17 protein-coding genes and 2 pseudogenes are annotated in these 16731 nt (G+C 69.0%); 11 read left to right on the top strand and 8 right to left on the bottom strand.

Annotation, left to right across the window (positions count from 1 at the left end; all coding sequences use genetic code 11):
* The first annotated feature begins 52 nt into the window (after nucleotides 1-52).
* A complete protein-coding gene (locus NHL60_RS06535; RefSeq protein ID WP_253450464.1) occupies nucleotides 53-367 on the top strand; it encodes a DUF2218 domain-containing protein in 315 nt (104 codons plus the stop codon).
* A 46-nt stretch (nucleotides 368-413) separates the two neighbouring features.
* On the opposite strand, the gene trpE is transcribed toward NHL60_RS06535, so the two are convergent.
* The 4 genes from trpE to rpe all read right to left on the bottom strand — a co-directional run bounded on the left by trpE (nucleotide 414) and on the right by rpe (nucleotide 4008).
* Nucleotides 414-1910, bottom strand: a complete 1497-nt coding sequence (gene trpE, locus NHL60_RS06530; protein ID WP_253452050.1) for an anthranilate synthase component I — start codon at nucleotides 1908-1910, stop codon at nucleotides 414-416.
* Nucleotides 1911-2180: 270 nt separating this feature from the next.
* A complete protein-coding gene (gph, locus tag NHL60_RS06525) occupies nucleotides 2181-2990 on the bottom strand; it encodes a phosphoglycolate phosphatase (RefSeq protein ID WP_253450461.1) in 810 nt (269 codons plus the stop codon).
* A gap of 15 nt (nucleotides 2991-3005) precedes the next feature.
* Nucleotides 3006-3302 carry a GIY-YIG nuclease family protein gene (locus tag NHL60_RS06520; protein WP_253450458.1) on the bottom strand — a complete coding sequence of 99 codons (297 nt, stop codon included), beginning with the start codon at nucleotides 3300-3302 and terminating at the stop codon, nucleotides 3006-3008.
* 4 nt (nucleotides 3303-3306) lie between these two features.
* Nucleotides 3307-4008 carry a ribulose-phosphate 3-epimerase gene (gene rpe, locus NHL60_RS06515; protein WP_253450455.1) on the bottom strand — a complete coding sequence of 234 codons (702 nt, stop codon included), beginning with the start codon at nucleotides 4006-4008 and terminating at the stop codon, nucleotides 3307-3309.
* Between the two features lie 180 nt (nucleotides 4009-4188).
* On the opposite strand from rpe, the gene cysP reads away from it, so the two are divergent.
* The 4 genes from cysP to NHL60_RS06495 are packed head-to-tail and all read left to right on the top strand — an operon-like array spanning nucleotide 4189 to nucleotide 8043.
* Nucleotides 4189-5214, top strand: a complete 1026-nt coding sequence (gene cysP, locus NHL60_RS06510) for a thiosulfate ABC transporter substrate-binding protein CysP (protein ID WP_253450452.1) — start codon at nucleotides 4189-4191, stop codon at nucleotides 5212-5214.
* A gap of 32 nt (nucleotides 5215-5246) precedes the next feature.
* Entirely contained in the window at nucleotides 5247-6110 is an 864-nt protein-coding gene (gene cysT, locus NHL60_RS06505; protein ID WP_253450449.1) for a sulfate ABC transporter permease subunit CysT, read from the top strand.
* Nucleotides 6110-6937: a sulfate ABC transporter permease subunit CysW gene (cysW, locus tag NHL60_RS06500; RefSeq protein ID WP_253450446.1), complete on the top strand. Its 828-nt coding sequence runs from the start codon at nucleotides 6110-6112 to the stop codon at nucleotides 6935-6937. The genes cysT and cysW overlap by 1 nt, the downstream gene beginning before the upstream one ends.
* Nucleotides 6934-8043, top strand: a complete 1110-nt coding sequence (locus NHL60_RS06495) for a sulfate/molybdate ABC transporter ATP-binding protein (RefSeq protein ID WP_253450443.1) — start codon at nucleotides 6934-6936, stop codon at nucleotides 8041-8043. Before cysW ends, NHL60_RS06495 begins: the two co-directional genes overlap by 4 nt.
* 3 nt (nucleotides 8044-8046) lie before the next feature.
* Here the strand turns inward: NHL60_RS06495 and NHL60_RS06490 are convergent, their stop codons facing one another.
* Complete coding sequence (locus NHL60_RS06490; RefSeq protein WP_253450440.1) at nucleotides 8047-8475, bottom strand: GNAT family N-acetyltransferase; 429 nt, start codon at nucleotides 8473-8475, stop codon at nucleotides 8047-8049.
* 128 nt (nucleotides 8476-8603) lie between these two features.
* On the opposite strand from NHL60_RS06490, the gene NHL60_RS06485 reads away from it, so the two are divergent.
* Nucleotides 8604-9209 carry a YajG family lipoprotein gene (locus NHL60_RS06485; protein WP_253450437.1) on the top strand — a complete coding sequence of 202 codons (606 nt, stop codon included), beginning with the start codon at nucleotides 8604-8606 and terminating at the stop codon, nucleotides 9207-9209.
* A 91-nt stretch (nucleotides 9210-9300) separates the two neighbouring features.
* Here the strand turns inward: NHL60_RS06485 and NHL60_RS06480 are convergent.
* The 3 genes and pseudogenes from NHL60_RS06480 to NHL60_RS06470 form a co-directional block, all read right to left on the bottom strand.
* Nucleotides 9301-9937, bottom strand: a pseudogene (locus NHL60_RS06480) (thiopurine S-methyltransferase).
* Between the two features lie 10 nt (nucleotides 9938-9947).
* Nucleotides 9948-10574, bottom strand: a complete 627-nt coding sequence (locus NHL60_RS06475) for a TIGR04211 family SH3 domain-containing protein (RefSeq protein ID WP_253450434.1) — start codon at nucleotides 10572-10574, stop codon at nucleotides 9948-9950.
* A 232-nt stretch (nucleotides 10575-10806) separates the two neighbouring features.
* The gene (locus NHL60_RS06470; RefSeq protein ID WP_253450430.1) at nucleotides 10807-11136 is read right to left on the bottom strand and encodes a DUF1820 family protein; all 330 of its coding nucleotides are present in this window, start codon (nucleotides 11134-11136) and stop codon (nucleotides 10807-10809) included.
* 143 nt (nucleotides 11137-11279) lie between these two features.
* Between NHL60_RS06470 and miaB the strand changes: the two are divergent.
* The 5 genes and pseudogenes from miaB (at nucleotide 11280) to lnt (ending at nucleotide 16689) form a co-directional block, all read left to right on the top strand.
* Nucleotides 11280-12622: pseudogene (gene miaB / locus NHL60_RS06465) on the top strand (tRNA (N6-isopentenyl adenosine(37)-C2)-methylthiotransferase MiaB).
* An 83-nt stretch (nucleotides 12623-12705) separates the two neighbouring features.
* Entirely contained in the window at nucleotides 12706-13791 is a 1086-nt protein-coding gene (locus tag NHL60_RS06460) for a PhoH family protein (protein ID WP_253450427.1), read from the top strand.
* Nucleotides 13788-14294 carry an rRNA maturation RNase YbeY gene (gene ybeY, locus NHL60_RS06455; protein ID WP_253450424.1) on the top strand — a complete coding sequence of 169 codons (507 nt, stop codon included), beginning with the start codon at nucleotides 13788-13790 and terminating at the stop codon, nucleotides 14292-14294. Before NHL60_RS06460 ends, ybeY begins: the two co-directional genes overlap by 4 nt.
* Entirely contained in the window at nucleotides 14291-15160 is an 870-nt protein-coding gene (locus tag NHL60_RS06450) for an HlyC/CorC family transporter (RefSeq protein ID WP_253450421.1), read from the top strand. Before ybeY ends, NHL60_RS06450 begins: the two co-directional genes overlap by 4 nt.
* Before the next feature lie 56 nt (nucleotides 15161-15216).
* Complete coding sequence (gene lnt / locus NHL60_RS06445) at nucleotides 15217-16689, top strand: apolipoprotein N-acyltransferase (protein ID WP_253450418.1); 1473 nt, start codon at nucleotides 15217-15219, stop codon at nucleotides 16687-16689.
* Nucleotides 16690-16731 lie beyond the last annotated feature (42 nt).

Genomic DNA, 16731 nt, shown 5'->3' with positions numbered 1-16731 from the left:
CCTGGTTCGAGTCCCGCCGGCCCGGCCGAGCCACTCACCGAAGGAGCCCTCCATGCCCACCATAAATGCCCAGGTGCCCACCGCCGAAGCGAGCCGGCTGATCCAGCGGCTATGCAAGCATTTCCGCCACAAGATCGACGCCGAGTGGGACGCCCACCAGGGCCGACTGCACTTCTCCATCGGCGAGTGCCGGCTCGACGCCGAGCCCGACGCCCTGCACCTGCGCTGCGACGCGGCCTCGGCGGACGAACTGGCGGAGCTCGGCGAGGTGGTGGCCTCCCACCTGGTACGCTTCGCCGGCGATAGCGTCGAGTCGGTCGAGTGGCAGGCGGCGTCATCGATTCAGCGGCCGCCGTCCAACTCCTGAAGGTAGGCGTCAGGCGAGGCCCGGCAGGCGCCCCGCCCGTCAGGGCCTATTCCAGGTTGTCCAGGCCGCGCTCGGCCATGGCCACGGCGCGGAACAGGGCGCGCCCCTTGTTGAGGGTCTCCTGCCACTCCATCTCGGGCACGGAGTCGGCGACGATGCCGGCACCCGCCTGGACGTGGAGCTGGCCATCCTTGATCACCGCGGTGCGGATGGCGATGGCGGTGTCCATGTTGCCGTGCCAGGAGAGATAGCCCACGGCGCCGGAGTAGATGCCGCGTTTGACCGGCTCCAGCTCGTCGATGATCTCAAGCGCGCGGATCTTGGGCGCCCCGGAGACGGTGCCCGCCGGGAAGGTGGCGCGCAGGGCGTCCATGGCGGTAAGCCCCGGCGAGAGCCGGCCGGTGACGTTGGAGACGATATGCATGACGTGGGAGTAGCGCTCCACCACCATCTCCTCGGTGACCTTCACCGTGCCGGTCTCGCTGATGCGCCCCACGTCGTTGCGGCCCAGATCGATCAGCATCAGGTGCTCGGCGCGCTCCTTGGGGTCGGCCAAAAGCTCCGCCTCCAGCGCCAGGTCCTCCTCCTCGCTGCGCCCGCGCTTGCGGGTGCCGGCGATGGGACGCACCGTAACTTCGCCCTCCTCCAGTCGGGTGAGGATCTCCGGCGAGGAGCCGGCCACCTGGTGGTCGCCGAGGTCCAGGAAGAACATGTAGGGGGAGGGGTTCAAGCTGCGCAGGGCCCGATAGAGATCGAGCGGCGCGGCGCGGTAGGGAATCGACATGCGCTGGGAGGGCACGCACTGCATGACGTCGCCGGCCAGCACGTACTCCTTGATGGTCTCCACCGCCGCCTTGAAGCCCGCCTCGGTAAAGCCGGAGGTGAAGTCCCCCTCCTCCACCGCGGCGCCGCCGGTGCCGGGGCTGATGGTGTTGAGGGTGGCGCTGCGCAGGCGAATCTCCAGCTCTTCCAGACGCTGCACGGCACAGCCGTAGGCGTCCGGCTCGGCGGGGTCGGCGTGGGTCCAGAGCGCCAGCCGCCCGGAGAGGTTGTCGAATACCACCAGCTCGTCGCAGACCATCAGCAGGATATCCGGCACGCCCAGGGGGTCGGGCTTGTCGGCGGCGGCCTGGCTGCGCAGCCGCGGCTCGATATAGCGGATGGTGTCGTAGCCGAAGTAGCCCACCAGGCCGCCGTCGAAGCGGGGCTGGTCGTCCAGGCGCGGCACCTTGAAGCGGGCCTGGAACTGCTCGATCCAGTCCAGCGGATCCTCCACCTCGCCGGCGCCCTGCAGCTCATCGTCGATGAAGTGGCTCACCGTGAAGCCGCGCACCTCGATGCGCTCCCGGCTGGGCAGGCCGATGATGGAGTAGCGGCCCCACTTCTCGCCGCCCTGCACCGACTCGAGCAGGAAGCTCCAGGGGGCATTGGCCAGCTTGAGGTAGGTGGAGAGGGGCGTGTCGAGATCGGCCAGCACCTCGCGGGTGACCGGAATACGGTTGTAGCCGGCGTCGGCCAGCTCACGGAAGCGTTCGGGGGTCATCATGCCCGCAGTCCTCGGGGTATGGGGGTGACGATGGAAGGCGCAGGGGCGCCGCGGCTCGGCGCTGCTCGATGGGCGAGTCAGCGTTGTAAGGGGAGCGTCACCATCGCCAGCCGCCGCGCAGGAGGGGCAGCAGGCAGGGTGCGGCGCAGGCGTCACCGCGGGGTGCAAGGGTGTCCGGCAGGGTGCGGCTGGTCATCGAGTCGTTTCCGCTTCTTATAGCAATAACATATTGATTGGGCCGCGCTTATAGCATTAGCCAAAATCACGTTAAACGAGTTCCGCCAGCGATTCAACCATGCCATCCGGCCCACTCGCCTGCACCGGCTCACCGTGGTTGTAACCGTAGGGCACCGCCAGGGTACGAAAGCCGGCGGCGCGCCCGGCGGCGATATCGTGGCGGGAGTCCCCCACCATCAGACAGCGCGACGGGGCCAGGTCGAAGTAGCTGGCCAGGTGCAAGAGCGGCGCCGGGTGGGGCTTCTTCTCGGGCAGGCTGTCGCCGCCCAGGCAGAGGGCAAAGTGCTCGGCCAGGCCCAGCCCTTCCAGCAGCGGGGCGATAAAGGCGAAGGGCTTGTTGGTGACCAGGGCCAGCGGCAGGCCGCGCTCGCGCAGGGCGTCCAGGCACTCGCGCACGCCGGGGTAGAGCCGAGTATGGGCGCCGGGGTCGCGGCCGTAGTGCGCCAGAAATGCCGAATGCGCGCGCTCCAACAGGGTAGTGTCGACAGCTTGCGAGGCGCCATCGGGCGAGGCGCCGGGGACAGCCCGAAGAGGGGGTCCTATGCCAGGGACGGCATCGGTAGCGCCCAGGGAGGGGTTCACAGCGCCCCCTCGCAGGGCTGTCGCCGGATCAGCCTCGCCGGCACCGGCGTCAGCATCAGCGGCGAACCTCAGCGCGCGCTCCACCAATACCAGCGAGCCGTTGCCCACCCAGTCGCGCACCCTCGCTTCGCCGGCGGCGGGCAGGTCGAGGTCGGCCAGGGCCGCGTCCACGGCCAGCGCCAGGTCGGGCACCGAGTCGATCAGGGTGCCATCCAGGTCGAAGGCCACCAGGTCGATGCCGTCGAGAATGGGGTGCATGCTTGCTCCTCCGGGTTACTGATCGTCCTGCACCGCCCGGCGTGCCGCCAGCCAGGAACGCTTGCGGGTCGCCGAGAGGCGCTTGATCTCGGCCTCCAGGCGCAGCGCCTCGCCGCGGCTACCCACCGGCTCATGATGGCGCAGGGCCAGGGGGCCGCGGCCACGCAGGGCCTTGGCGCCGCGGCCGGCGGCGTGCTCGGCCAGGCGCCGCTCCACGTCGGTGGTGATGCCGGTATAGAGGGCGCCGGCGGCGGTCTCCAGCAGGTAGAGGTGCCAGACCGGCGCCTCCCCGGCGGGCTCCTGCTCGCTCACGGCCTCAGCGGGCCCCGGCCAGCTGCTCGCGGAAGTCGCGCAGCACGCTGTCGTAGCGGTGCGGATCGGCGTCGTTTCTGGCCTTGAACACCGCGGAGCCGGCCACGAAGGTGTCGGCGCCGGCCCGGGCGATCTCGGCGATGTTGTCCACCTTCACCCCGCCATCCACCTCCAGGCGGATATCGCGCCCGGAGGCGTCGATGCGGCGGCGCGCCTCGCGCAGCTTGTCCAGGGTGGCGGGCAGGAAGGACTGGCCGCCGAAGCCGGGGTTGACGCTCATCAGCAGCACCATGTCGATCTTGTCCATCACGTAGTCCAGGTAGGAGAGCGGCGTGGCCGGATTGAACACCAGGCCGGCCTGGCAGCCGCCGTCACGGATCAGCTGCAGGGAGCGGTCGATATGGTCCGAGGCCTCGGGGTGGAAGGTGATGATGCTGGCGCCGGCGTCGATGAAGTCGCCGATCAGGCGGTCCACCGGGCGCACCATCAGGTGCACGTCGATGGGCGCGGTGACGCCGTGCTTGCGCAGCGCCTCGCAGACCATGGGGCCGATGGTCAGGTTGGGCACATAGTGGTTGTCCATCACGTCGAAGTGAACGATATCGGCCCCCGAGGCCAGCACGTCGTCCACCTCCTCGCCCAGGCGGGCAAAGTTGGCGGAGAGAATCGAGGGGGCGATCAGGAAGTCGCGGTTCGCATCGGTCATGGCGGATATCCGGGGTCGCTGGCGAAAGCGCGCATTCTAGCAGAGCCCGCCGAATCCGGCAGCGCCGGGCATAGCGGAGCCGCAGAGGCATATTCATAAATAGAATAAAAAAAATCTTTGTAATTACCAATGCGCAGACTTAACCTTGTTGGCAATCTCAACGCCTATCGGAGTGACCCCATGACCCTGCGCCCTCTCTTCCAGCGCCCCCTCTTCCAGCGCTCCCTGCTCGCCATCGCCCTGGGCGCGGGACTCATCGGCCCGGCCAGCGCCGCCGAGCGGGAGCTGCTCAACTCCTCTTACGATATCGCCCGCGAGCTCTTCGCGGCCATCAACCCCGACTTCGTCGCCCACTGGCAGGAGACTCAGGGCGAGACGGTGGCGGTCAGCCAGTCCCACGGCGGCTCCTCCGCCCAGGCACGCGCCATCCTGCAGGGCCTGCGCGCCGACGTGGTGACCTACAACCAGGTCACCGACGTTCAGGCCCTGGCCGATGGCGGCCTGGTGGACGAGGCGTGGCAGGAGGCGCTGCCCAACGCCGCCTCGCCCTACTACTCCACCACCGCCTTCCTGGTGCGCAAGGACAACCCCAAGGGCATCGAGAGCTGGGATGACCTGGTGCGCGACGACGTGAGCATGGTCTTCCCCAACCCCAAGACCTCCGGCAACGGCCGCTACACCTATCTCGCCGCCTGGGGCTTCGCCGACCAGCACTTCGACGGCGACGAGGAGCAGATCCACGACTTCATGCGCACCTTCCTGCGCAACGTGGCGGTGTTCGACACCGGCGGCCGCGGCGCCACCACCAGCTTCATCGAGCGCGGTCGCGGCGACGTGCTGATCAGCTTCGAGTCCGAGGTCAACAACATCCGCAGCGAGTACGGCAGCGACGACTACGAAGTGATCGTGCCCCCGGTCAGCATTCTGGCCGAGTTCCCGGTGGCCGTGGTCGGCCCCAACGCCGAGCGCAACGGCACCACCGACCTGGCCCAGGCCTACGTGGAGTACCTCTACGGCGAGGAGGCTCAGCGCACCCTGGCAGGCTTCAACTACCGGGTGCACCACGAGGCCGTGGTGGAAGAGTTCGCCGACCAGTTCCCGGAGACCGAGCTTTTGCGCGTCGAGGAAGTCTTCGGCGGCTGGGAGGAGGCCATGGAGGCCCACTTCGCCAACGGCGGCCTGCTCGACCAGCTGCAGCGCCGCTGATTTCACGCCCCGGACGGAGACGCCTTGCGCCCATGAGCACCCGCGCCCTCCCCTTCGCCATCGGCCGCACCCCCAAGCGGGTGCTGCCCGGCTTCGGCCTGTCGCTGGGCATCAGCCTGACCTTTGTCTCGCTGGTGCTGCTGCTGCCGATGACCGGGCTCTTCGGTCAGCTGGCCGGGCTGAGCCTCGCCGAGTACTGGGCAATCATCAGCGACGGCCGGGTGGTGGCCAGCTATACGGTGACCATCGGCGCCGCCGCGGTGGCGGCGCTGGTCAACGCGGCCTTCGGTCTGCTGCTGGCCTGGGTGCTGGTGCGCTACGAGTTTCCCGGCAAGCGCCTGCTCGATGCGCTGATGGACCTGCCCTTCGCCCTGCCCACGGCAGTGGCGGGCATCACTCTGGCCACCCTCTACGCCAGCAACGGCTGGATGGGGCGGCTGCTCGAGCCGCTGGGCCTGGAGGTGGCCTACACCTGGGTGGGCATCGCGCTCGCCATGGCCTTCACCAGCATTCCCTTCGTGGTGCGCACCGTGCAGCCGGTACTGGAAGACCTGCCCGCCGAGGTGGACGAGGCGGCGCTGACCCTGGGTGCCAGCGATGCCACGGCCTTTCGCCGGGTGATCCTGCCCCACCTCTGGCCGGCGCTGGTGACCGGTACGGGCCTGGCCTTCGTGCGCTCGCTGGGCGAGTTCGGCGCCATCATCTTCATCGCCGGCAACATGCCCTATGAGACCGAGATCACCGCGCTGATGATCTTCGTGCGCCTGCAGGAGTACGACTACGCCGGCGCTTCGGCCATCGCCTCGGTGGTGCTCTTCGTCTCGCTGGCGCTGCTGCTGGCCATCAACGTCTGGCAGGGGCGCTTCATCAAGCGACTGCACGGAGGACGCGGCTGATGCAACGTATCGGTGATGCTCCCGGGGTGCGCCGCACCCTGATCCTGGCCGCGGTCGCCCTGGCCGCGCTCTTCCTGCTGCTGCCGCTGGTGGCGATCTTCGCCCAGGCCTTCGCCCAGGGCATGGGCGTCTTCTGGAGCAACGTCAGCGACCGCTACACGGTAGCGGCCATCGGCCTGACGCTCTTCATCACGGTGCTGACCATTCCGGTCTGCCTGGTGTTCGGCGTGGCCCTGGCCTGGCTGGTGACCCGCTTTGCCTTTCCCGGCCGCCGCCTGCTGCAGACCCTGATCGACATCCCCTTCGCGGTCTCGCCGGTGGTGGCGGGCCTGGTCTACCTGCTGCTCTACGGGCGCAACGGCTGGCTGGGCGGCTGGCTCGACGGCCATGACATCCAGCTGATGTTCGCCTGGCCGGGCATCCTGCTGGTCACCATCTTCGTCACCTGCCCCTTCGTGGCCCGGGAGCTGATCCCGCTGATGCAGGCCCAGGGCTCCCGGGAGGAAGAGGCCGCCGTGACCCTGGGCGCGCCGGGCTGGACCATCTTCCGCCGGGTCACCCTGCCTAATATCCGCTGGGCACTGCTCTACGGGGTGATCCTGACCAACGCCCGGGCGGTGGGCGAATTCGGCGCCGTCTCGGTGGTCTCCGGGGCCATCCGCGGCCAGACCAATACCCTGCCGCTGCACCTGGAGCAGCTCTATCAGGACTACAACACCGTGGGGGCCTTCGCCAGCGCATCGCTGCTGGCGCTGATTGCCCTGCTCACCCTGGCCGCCAAGGCCACGCTGGAATGGCGCGCCGCGCGCCAGGAGGCCCACCCATGAGCATTCGTCTACACAACATCGGCAAGCACTTCGGCAGCGGTCGCCAGCGCACCCAAGCGCTGGAGCCGGTGAACCTGGATATCCACGACGGCGAGCTGGTCGGCCTGCTCGGCCCCTCGGGCTCGGGCAAGACCACCCTGCTGCGCATCATCGCCGGCCTCGAGCACGCCGACCCGGACGGCGGCGCGCGCATCCTCTTCGGCGAGCGCGACGTCACCAACGTCCACGTCCGCGACCGGCGCATCGGCTTCGTCTTCCAGCACTACGCGCTGTTTCGCCACATGACGGTGTTCGACAACGTCGCCTTCGGCCTTACCGTGATGCCGCGCAGGAACCGGCCCACCAGCGGCGAGATCCGCGCCCGGGTCCACCGCCTGCTGGAGATGGTGCAGCTCGAGCAGCTGGCCCACCGCTATCCGGCCCAGCTCTCCGGCGGCCAGCAGCAGCGGGTCTCCCTGGCCCGGGCGCTGGCCCTGCGCCCCGATGTGCTGCTGCTCGACGAACCCTTCGGGGCACTCGACGCCAAGGTGCGCCAGGACCTGCGCCGCTGGCTGCGCCACCTCCACGACGAGCTGGGCTTCACCAGCCTCTTTGTGACCCACGACCAGGAGGAGGCACTCGAGCTCTCCGACCGGGTGGCGGTGATGAGCAACGGCCGCATCGAGCAGATCGACACCCCGGACGCGGTCTACCGGTCACCGGCCAACCGTTTCGTCTTCGAGTTCCTGGGCGACGTGAACCATCTGGAGGGGGAGGTGCGCGACGGCACCCTCACCTGCGGCGAGGCGCGCCTCTCGGTGGAGCTGCCCGACGGCTCGGAGGAGCTGCTGCTGCGCCCCCACGAGCTGCGGCTCGCTTCCGCCCCCACCCCGGAGGCCCACCTGCCGGTCACGGTGACAGCCACCTCCCCGGTAGGCGCCGAGGTGCGCGTGGAGCTGGCCGCGGACTGGCTGGGCGAGCCCTGGCTTGCCACCGTGCGCCACGCCGACTATGAGCGCCTGGGGCTCACTCGGGGCCAGCGGCTCTTCGCTATCCCCAGGCGCTGGCACCGATTTCCCGATGCCTCTCCGGCCCCGGCCCTGAGCCCCCTGGCCAGGGCGGCCTGAGGCTCACCGCTCCCAGAGCATCAGGGTCTCGGCCTCGCCGGTAAGAGGCTCGAGGCGCTCCTCGAGCTCCCGGAACCCCAGGCGGCGATAGAAGGAGACCGCCCGCACGTTGCGGGAGAAGACGCAGAGCGTCAGGCGACGATGGCGGGCCATGGCCTCCGCCATCAGCCGGGAGCCGTAGCCATAGCTCTGGACCTCGGGGTCGATGAAGAGCGCCTCCAGCCGCTCTCCGTTGAGGGCGGCGAAGCCGATCAGCCGCCCCTCTGCTTCCAGCACCAGCAGCTCGTCGGCGCCGGGCAGGTGCTCGGCGGCCATGGCATCCCGGTGGGACACCCAGAACTCAGCGGGGATGAAGTCGTGGGCGCGCAGCGACGCCCTGAGCCAGAGATCGGCCAGCAGCGGAATCTCGTCCGGGCGAGCATGACGAAGCATGAGTGGTCTCCCAAAGCGTTTCCCCACAGTGTACCGTTGACCCGCCGCTCCGGGGGCAGGAATTCCAGCCGCGGTGCGCACGCCGCTATACTGTCGGCCTGTCCTGATTCGCCGCACCGGAGCCCACCATGCCGCGCCCCCATCGCCTTCGTACCGCCCTCCTTCGTCTCTCTGCCGGCCTGCTCGCCGCCGGCCTGCTCGCCGCCTGCGCCAGCCCCCACTACCTGCAGCTCAGCCCCCAGCGCAGCGCCGAGGTGCCGGTGAGCGGCAGCGGCCAGGCGGTGACGGTGATCGCCGTGGACGGGCGCGACAGCGAGGTGATCGGCACCCGCACCGGCAGCGCCATGTCCACCGCCACCATCACCGTCAACGCCCATGAGCTGACCCCCCACCTGCAGCGGGAGGCCGAGCGCGCAGTGCGCGACATGGGTTTCTCCCCCACCACCGAGAGCGCCCCGAATCGCCCCAGCCTGACCCTGACCCTGGACCACCTGGGCTACGAGCGCGGCCAGAGCCGCCCGGTGATCGATGAGGCACGCCTGGAGGCGGTCTTCGTGGCCGAGGCGCGCAACGGCGGCAATACCTATACCGGCACCTACACCTCTCGACGCACCCAGAGCTATGCGGTGCGTCCGGACCGCGACACCAATACCCGCATGGTCAACGACCTGCTCTCCGACGGCCTGAACCGTGCTTTCCGGGACCCGGAGCTGGGCCAGCTGCTGGCGCGTTGAGCCCCCCACGGTCGCCCGGCCATCTCGGCGCGGCACGCCTAACGCAGCGAGGGCGCCCGGCGGGCGCCCTCGCTGCATGTCGTGGTCACGGCTACTCCAGCGGCCCGCGGCGCACCAGCGCCCAGGCGCTCTCCCGAAAGCCGCGGCCGGGCTCCGGCTCCCCCTGCTCCAGCAGGGTGACCTGGAAGTTGGGGGTGAAGAGATCGCGCACCTCGTCAGGCAGCACGCTGAAGGGCGGCCCGCCCTCATCGCCCGGCTCCCGCTCCAGGCTGATCAGCAGGCCGCGGCTGCCCGGCGGCACCAGCTGGGCCAGGTGAAAGGCGTAGCGCTGGCGCGTGGCCGGCGGCAGGGCAATCAGGGAGGCGCGATCGTAGAAGGCGCCGATCTCCGCCGCCTGCTCGATATGGAAATGGAAGAAGTCCCCGCACCAGAGCTCCACGCTGCCCTGTCGGCAGACCTGGAAGCCGGCCTGGGGATAGCGGGTCGTCACCCCTCCCCTCGGCCATGAACTGCTCGATCGCCTCCGGCGCCAGCTCGATGCCCAGCACCGGGTGGGCCTGGCCGGCCAGCCAGCGCATGTCCAGGCTCTTGCCGCAGAGCGGCACCAGCACCTTGGTGCCGGGCCTGACCCCAAGGGCCGGCCAGTGGTTGACCAGCATGGGATGGGGGCGGTCGCGGTGGAAGCCGATGCGCCCCTCGCGCCAGCGCTCGAGCCACTCATTGGCCATGGGCATCTCCTCAGAACCAGCGGTCGCGCTTGCGCTTGCGGCGCGGCAGGTGTGGCACGATCAGCCCCACCAGCAGGCCGGCACCGGCTACCCCACCGCCGTACATGAAGTAGCGCATCAGCAGGTCCTCCTCTTGGGTATCCAGGCGAGCCTGCAGCTGGCGAATGGTCTGGCGCGCCTGCTCCGCCTCGGCATCGAGCTCGCGGTTGCGCGTCTCGAGGTCGGCGATACGCGACTCGCGGGTCTCGAGGGTCGCGCGCTGCGCCTCGGTGCGGCTCTCCCACTGCTCGTTGATGCCGTCGAGCTCGGCGGTCAGTTCGGCCACCTGGCGTTCGAGCGCGGGCAGGCGCACCTGGGCGCTGGGGGTCTCCTGGAGCTCGCTGGAGAGCACCCAGACGGTGTTGCCGCCGCCGTTCTGCACGCGGCTGTAGTTCCCGCTGGTTTCCAGCAGGGTGACCGGCTCACCGGCGGTGAGGGTGCCGACGATGCGGTAGCCGTCGGTGGGACCGCTGCGCACATAGGTGGTGATGGAGTCGCTGACCCAGTGGGTCGCGTCGCTCTCCTGAGCCTGCACGGGAAGCGTCAGGAGCCCCAGGGCCAGGCCCAGGGAGAGTCGTTTGAGATCGTATCGTGTCATGCCGTCATCCTGCTGAAGCTGGCGGGGTTCCACTCTGGCGTGACCGGAAGCGGGCACCGGCCTCCTGCCGGCGCCACCGCGATGAGACAGCCGCCCTTTAGGGGGTCGTGATCCGCAGAGGCTTTTCCACAGCTGCTGTGGACAAGTGTCGGGAAAACCGCTGGAAAGGCGCCGCTCGGCAGCATGGGGCCTGCCCTCGGCGCCAACTGATCATTTCGTGACCAGCACATCCTCAGCGCTCCGGCGGCGACGGCGGCGCGAAAGAGCGCGGGAACTCGGTGACCCGCCCCTCGCTCTTGACCGCCCGCGGCGGCCCCTCGCGCTCCACCTCGTCGATGCGCACGATAGCATTGAGCGGCAGGTAGCTGCGGCTCACCCCCTCGAAGGTGCGCCTGAGCTTGTCCGCCGTGGGGTCCACCACCAGCTTGGAGGCGTCCTCGAAGACGAACTCCTCCACCTCGATGAAGCCCCACAGGTCGCTCTGGAAGATTTCGCGAGCGTAGAGCTCCCACACCTCGCCCTGCTGGTGGAAAACCACCCGATAGATCGGCTTTGCCGCCATGGTGCTGAGTGTTCCTCGACACGGTGTTCCGACAAGAGCGCAAGGGTAGCACACTCCCGGGGCCGACGGCCCATGCTGGCTCCACCGCGCGCCGGAGCGTACAATATGCGGCTACTTTTCCAAGGCACGGCCCACTCTCTCCTATGGCGAAGAAACTCTTCATCAAGACGCACGGCTGCCAGATGAACGAGTACGATTCCGCTCGCATGGCGGATCTGCTCGGCGAATCTCACCGGCTCGAGCTCACCGACGACGAGCGCGAGGCCGACGTCATCCTGCTCAACACCTGCTCCATCCGCGAAAAGGCCCAGGAGAAGGTGTTCCACCAGCTGGGACGCTGGAAGAAGCTCAAGGAGGCCAACCCCGACCTGGTGATCGGGGTGGGCGGCTGCGTGGCCAGCCAGGAGGGCGAGGCGCTGCGCAAGCGGGCCCCCATGTGGACATGGTCTTCGGCCCCCAGACCCTGCACCGGGTCCCCTCCATGCTCGACGCCCGCCAGCAGAACCAGATCTCGGTGGTGGACGTCACCTTCCCGGAGGTCGAGAAGTTCGACCACCTGCCCAAGCCGAGCTCCGACGGCGCCACCGCCTTCGTCTCGGTGATGGAGGGGTGCTCCAAGTACTGCACCTTCTGCGTGGTGCCCTACACCCGCGGCGAGGAGGTCTCGCGCCCCTTCGAGGCGGTGATGGACGAGGTGATCCACCTGGCCGACCAGGGCGTGCGCGAGATCAACCTGCTGGGCCAGAACGTCAACGCCTACCGCGGGCTCAACCAGCTGGGCGACGAGATCGACCTGGCCGAGCTGATCGGCTGCGTGGCGGCGGTGGAGGGCATCGACCGCATCCGCTTCACCACCTCCCACCCGGTGGAGTTCTCCGACAGCCTGATCGAGGCCTTCGGCGAGATTCCGGAGCTGGTCAGCCACCTGCACCTGCCGGTGCAGTCCGGCTCCGACCGGATCCTCTCTGCCATGAAGCGCGGCCATACCGCCGACGAGTACATCGAGAAGATGGAGCGCATCCGCGCCCTGCGCCCGGATATCAGCTTCTCCTCGGACTTTATCGTCGGCTTCCCCGGCGAGAGCGACGAGGATTTCGCCGCCACCATGGACCTGATCCATCGTATCGGCTTCGACCACTCCTTCAGCTTTGTCTACTCGGCACGCCCGGGCACCCCGGCGGCCTCCCTCGAGGATGACACCCCTGAGGCGGTCAAGAAGCAGCGCCTGGCGATCCTTCAGGAGCGTATCAACCAGCAGGCGATGCAGATCAGCCGGCGCATGGTGGGCACCACCCAGCGGATCCTGGTCACCGGCTTCTCGCCCAAGGACCCGGGCCAGCTCTCCGGCCGCACCGAGAACAACCGGGTGGTCAACTTCCGCGCCCCCAACCCCACCGAGCTGATCGGCCTCTTCGTCGATGTGGAGATCAGCGAGGCGCTGCCCAACTCCCTGCGCGGCGAGCTCGCCTCCCCGGCGGTCTACTGAGGCCGCTCCCAGCGTCGTATTGCCCCGGCGCGCGTCGGGGCAGTAAGCTGCCCTAAATTCATCTTCCACGGGACCCGCCAGCCTTGAGCCAGCCATCCTCTCAGGCCAATCGCATCATCACCCTGAACCTCGAGCCCAACGATCCTCGCCGCCTCGCCAACCTGTGCGGTCAGCGCGACGAGCACCTCAAGCTGGTGGAAACGCGCCTCGGCATCACCCTGCGCAACCGCGGCAACATCTTCCAGCTGGCCGGCCCCATGGCCCGAGTCAAGGCCGCCGCCAACGTGCTCGAGCACCTCTATCGGGAAACCGAAGCCAGCGACCTGGAACCGGACACCGTGCATCTCTTCCTCCAGGAGTCCGGCCTAGAGGCGCTGGAAGAGGAAGAGGGCGGCGAAGGCGGCGACGAGGTGCTGCTGCGCACCCCGCGCACCCTGATCAAGCCGCGGGGCCTCAACCAGCAGGCCTATGTGCAGAGCATCCGCGCTCACGACATCAACTTCGGCATCGGCCCGGCGGGCACCGGCAAGACCTACCTGGCCGTGGCCGCCGCGGTGGAGGCGCTCAACCAGCAGGAGGTGCGCCGCATCCTGCTGGTGCGCCCGGCGGTGGAGGCCGGCGAGAAGCTCGGCTTCCTCCCCGGCGACCTGGCCCAGAAGATCGACCCCTACCTGCGGCCGCTCTACGACGCCCTCTACGAGATGATCGGCTTCGAGCAGGTGGCCAAGCTGATCGAGCGCCAGGTGATCGAGATCGCTCCGCTGGCCTATATGCGCGGGCGCACCCTCAACAACGCCTTCATCATCCTCGACGAGAGCCAGAACACCACTCGCGAGCAGATGAAGATGTTCCTCACCCGCATCGGCTTCGGCTCCACCGCGGTGATCACCGGGGACGTCACCCAGGTCGACCTGCCCCGGGGCCAGAGCTCCGGCCTGATCCAGGTCATGGAGGTGCTCAAGGGCACCCCCGGCATCGGCACCACCCACTTCGCCGCCAAGGACGTGGTGCGCCACCCCCTGGTGCAACGCATCATCGAGGCCTACGACCACTTCGAGGCCGAGCAGGAAGCCGCCGAGCGCGCCCGCAAGGCCGCCAGAGACCAGGAGCGCGAGGCCCTGCGTCTCGAGCGACAGGACCGTCTCGATCGCGAGCGTGGCGACTCATGAGCCCGGTGGTCGATCGCCAGCAGGCCATCGAGGCCGAGGGACTGCCCGGCCAGGCGGAGCTGGAGGCCTGGGTGGCCGCGGTGCTCGCCCGCCACGACGTCGCCGCCGACAGCGAGCTGACCGTGCGCCTGGTGGACAGTGAGGAGAGCCAGGCCCTCAACCGCGACTACCGCGGCCGCGACCGCCCTACCAATGTGCTCTCCTTCCCCTTCGAGAGCCCGCCCGGGGTGGCGCTGCCGCTACTGGGCGACCTGGTGATCTGCCATCCGGTGGTGGTAGCCGAGGCCGCCGAGCAGGACAAGGCGCTCGCCGATCACTACGCTCACATGGTGGTCCACGGCACCCTGCACCTGCTCGGCCATGACCATATCGAGGATGAGGAGGCCGAGGCGATGGAGCGGCTCGAACGCGAGATCCTCGCCGAGTTCGACATCGCCGACCCCTATCTCGTCACCCAGCCTGCCTCCCATCGCGATCCCGAGGACAAGAGACCCGACCCATGAGCGACGACCGATCGAGCGGCCAGGGCGGCCGATCCTGGCTGGACAAGCTGCTGGGCGCGCTGTCCAGCGACAGCGATGAACCCAGCTCCCGCGACGAACTGCTCGCCTTCCTGCGCCAGGCGGCCAGCCGCCTGAAGCTCGAGCAGGACGCCATGATGATCATCGAGGGCGCCCTGCAGATCAGCGACCAGCAGGTGCGCGAGGTGCTGATTCCCCGCTCCCAGGTCACCGCCATCGGCCTCGACCAGCCCCTGGAGGAGTATCTGTCGCTGATCCTGGAGACCGGCCACTCCCGCTACCCGGTGATCGGCGAGAACCTCGACGAGGTCAAGGGGATTCTGCTGGCCAAGGACCTCCTGCCCCTGCTGCAGCGAGGCCAGGAGAGCACCCGCCCCTTCCGCCTCGAGGAGGTGGTGCGCCCGGCGCTCTTCGTGCCGGAGTCCAAGCGGCTCAACAGCCTGCTCAAGGAGTTCCAGGACACCCACAACCATATGGCGGTCGTGGTGGACGAATATGGGGGCACCGCCGGCATCGTCACCATCGAGGACATCCTCGAGGAGATCGTCGGCGAGATCGAGGACGAGCACGACGCCGACGAGGAGGAGGATATCCGCGAGCTGGGCGATGGCCGCTACGCCATCCGCGCCCTGACCCCCATCGAGGACTTCAACGAGCGCTTCGCGACCCGCTTCTCCGACGAGGAGTTCGATACCCTGGGGGGACTGGTGATGCAGCGCTTCGGCCACCTCCCCGGGCGCGGCGAGCACACCGAGATCGGCGGCTGGCGCTTCACCGTGCTCAACGCCGACAATCGCCGCATCCGCCTGCTGGAAGCCGAGCCCGCCGGCGGGCAGGATGAGGGCTGAGCCCTCCGCGCCTGACACGGCATTTCTGTCAACCGAACCCGACACGGAAAGTCATCATGTCCGAGCTGCGACTCTCTCCGCTCCTGGGCTGCCTGCTGGCGCTGGCCGCCGGGGTACTGACGACCCTCACCGCCTCGCCCTTCGAGCTGTGGTGGCTCGGCCCCGTGGCCGTGGGGCTGGTCTACCTGGGTATTCACACCCTGACACCCGGACAGGCCGCCCTGCGCGGCTGGTGCTACGGCATCGGGCTGTTCGGCTCCGGCGCCTCCTGGGTCTACGTCTCGATCCATGACTACGGCTATACCGGCGTGCCCCTGGCGGTGTTTCTCACCGCGCTGTTCGTGGCCAGCATGGCGCTCTTCCTGGCCGTCACCCTGTGGCTCTATCGCCGGCTCACCGGGGCGCGGCTGGCCTTCCTCACCTTTGCCGGCGCCTGGGTGCTCGGCGAGTGGCTGCGCACCTGGCTCTTCACCGGCTTTCCCTGGCTGCTGCTGGGCTCCGCTCACGTGGACTCCCCCCTGGCTCCCTGGGCCCCGGTGGGCGGCGTCTACCTGCTGTCGCTAATCACCGCCCTCACCGGCACCCTGCTGGTGGAGTTCCTGGCCCGGCGCTGGTGGGCCGCCGCCCCGGTAGCCGCTCTCTGGCTCGCCCCCCTGGCGCTGCCGACCCAGTGGACCCAGCCCGCCGGCGAGCCGCTGCGGGTCGCCCTGCTGCAGGGCAATCTGGACCAGCTGATCAAATGGACCCCGGAGGGGCAGCGCGAGGCGGCCAACCGCTACGCCGAGCTGACTCGCAACCAGCCCGACGATCTCGACCTGATCGTCTGGCCCGAGGCGGCGCTGCCGATGTTCGAGGATCAGGCGCGGCCGATCCTCGAGCGCGTGCAGTCCAACCTCTCCCCCGATGCCGCCCTGATCACCGGCATTCTCCAGCGCGAGGCCCAGGGACGCTACTTCAACAGCGTGATCGGCCTCGGCAACGCCGAGGGGGAGTACCGCAAGGAGCACCTGGTGCCCTTCGGCGAGTACCTGCCCCTGGAGAGCCTGCTGCGGGGCACCATCGCCTTCTTCGACCTGCCGATGCCCGCCATGACCCCGGGACCCTCGGGCCAGGCGCCGATGGTCGCCGCCGGCACCACCATCGGCAACGCCATCTGCTACGAGATCATCTACGCCGACCTGGTGGCCGAGCGCGCCCGAAACAGCGCCCTGCTGATGACGGTCTCCAATGACACCTGGTTCGGCGAGTCCATCGGCCCATTACAGCACCTGCAGATGGCCCGGCTGCGGGCGCTCGAGAACGGCCGCTACCTGGTGCGCGCCACCAGCAACGGGGTGACCGTGATCGTCGACCCCCAGGGGCGCGTCACCGCCCGGGCGCCCCAGTTCGAGATGACCAGCATCACCGGCGAGGTGCGCCCCATGGCGGGCCTCACCCCCTTCACCCGCACCGGCAGCTGGCCCGCCTGGCTGCTCGCCGCCCTGCTGGTGCTGCCGGGGCTGCGGCTGCGCCGCCGCCCCGCCGCGTAGGAGCCCAATTCATTGGGCGATGGAGGCACGCCACTCTGCGCT

This window comes from Halomonas sp. Y3 (genome assembly GCF_024137965.1).
GTDB lineage: Bacteria > Pseudomonadota > Gammaproteobacteria > Pseudomonadales > Halomonadaceae > Halomonas > Halomonas mongoliensis.
This window is presented reverse-complemented; position numbering and strand designations above follow the sequence as displayed.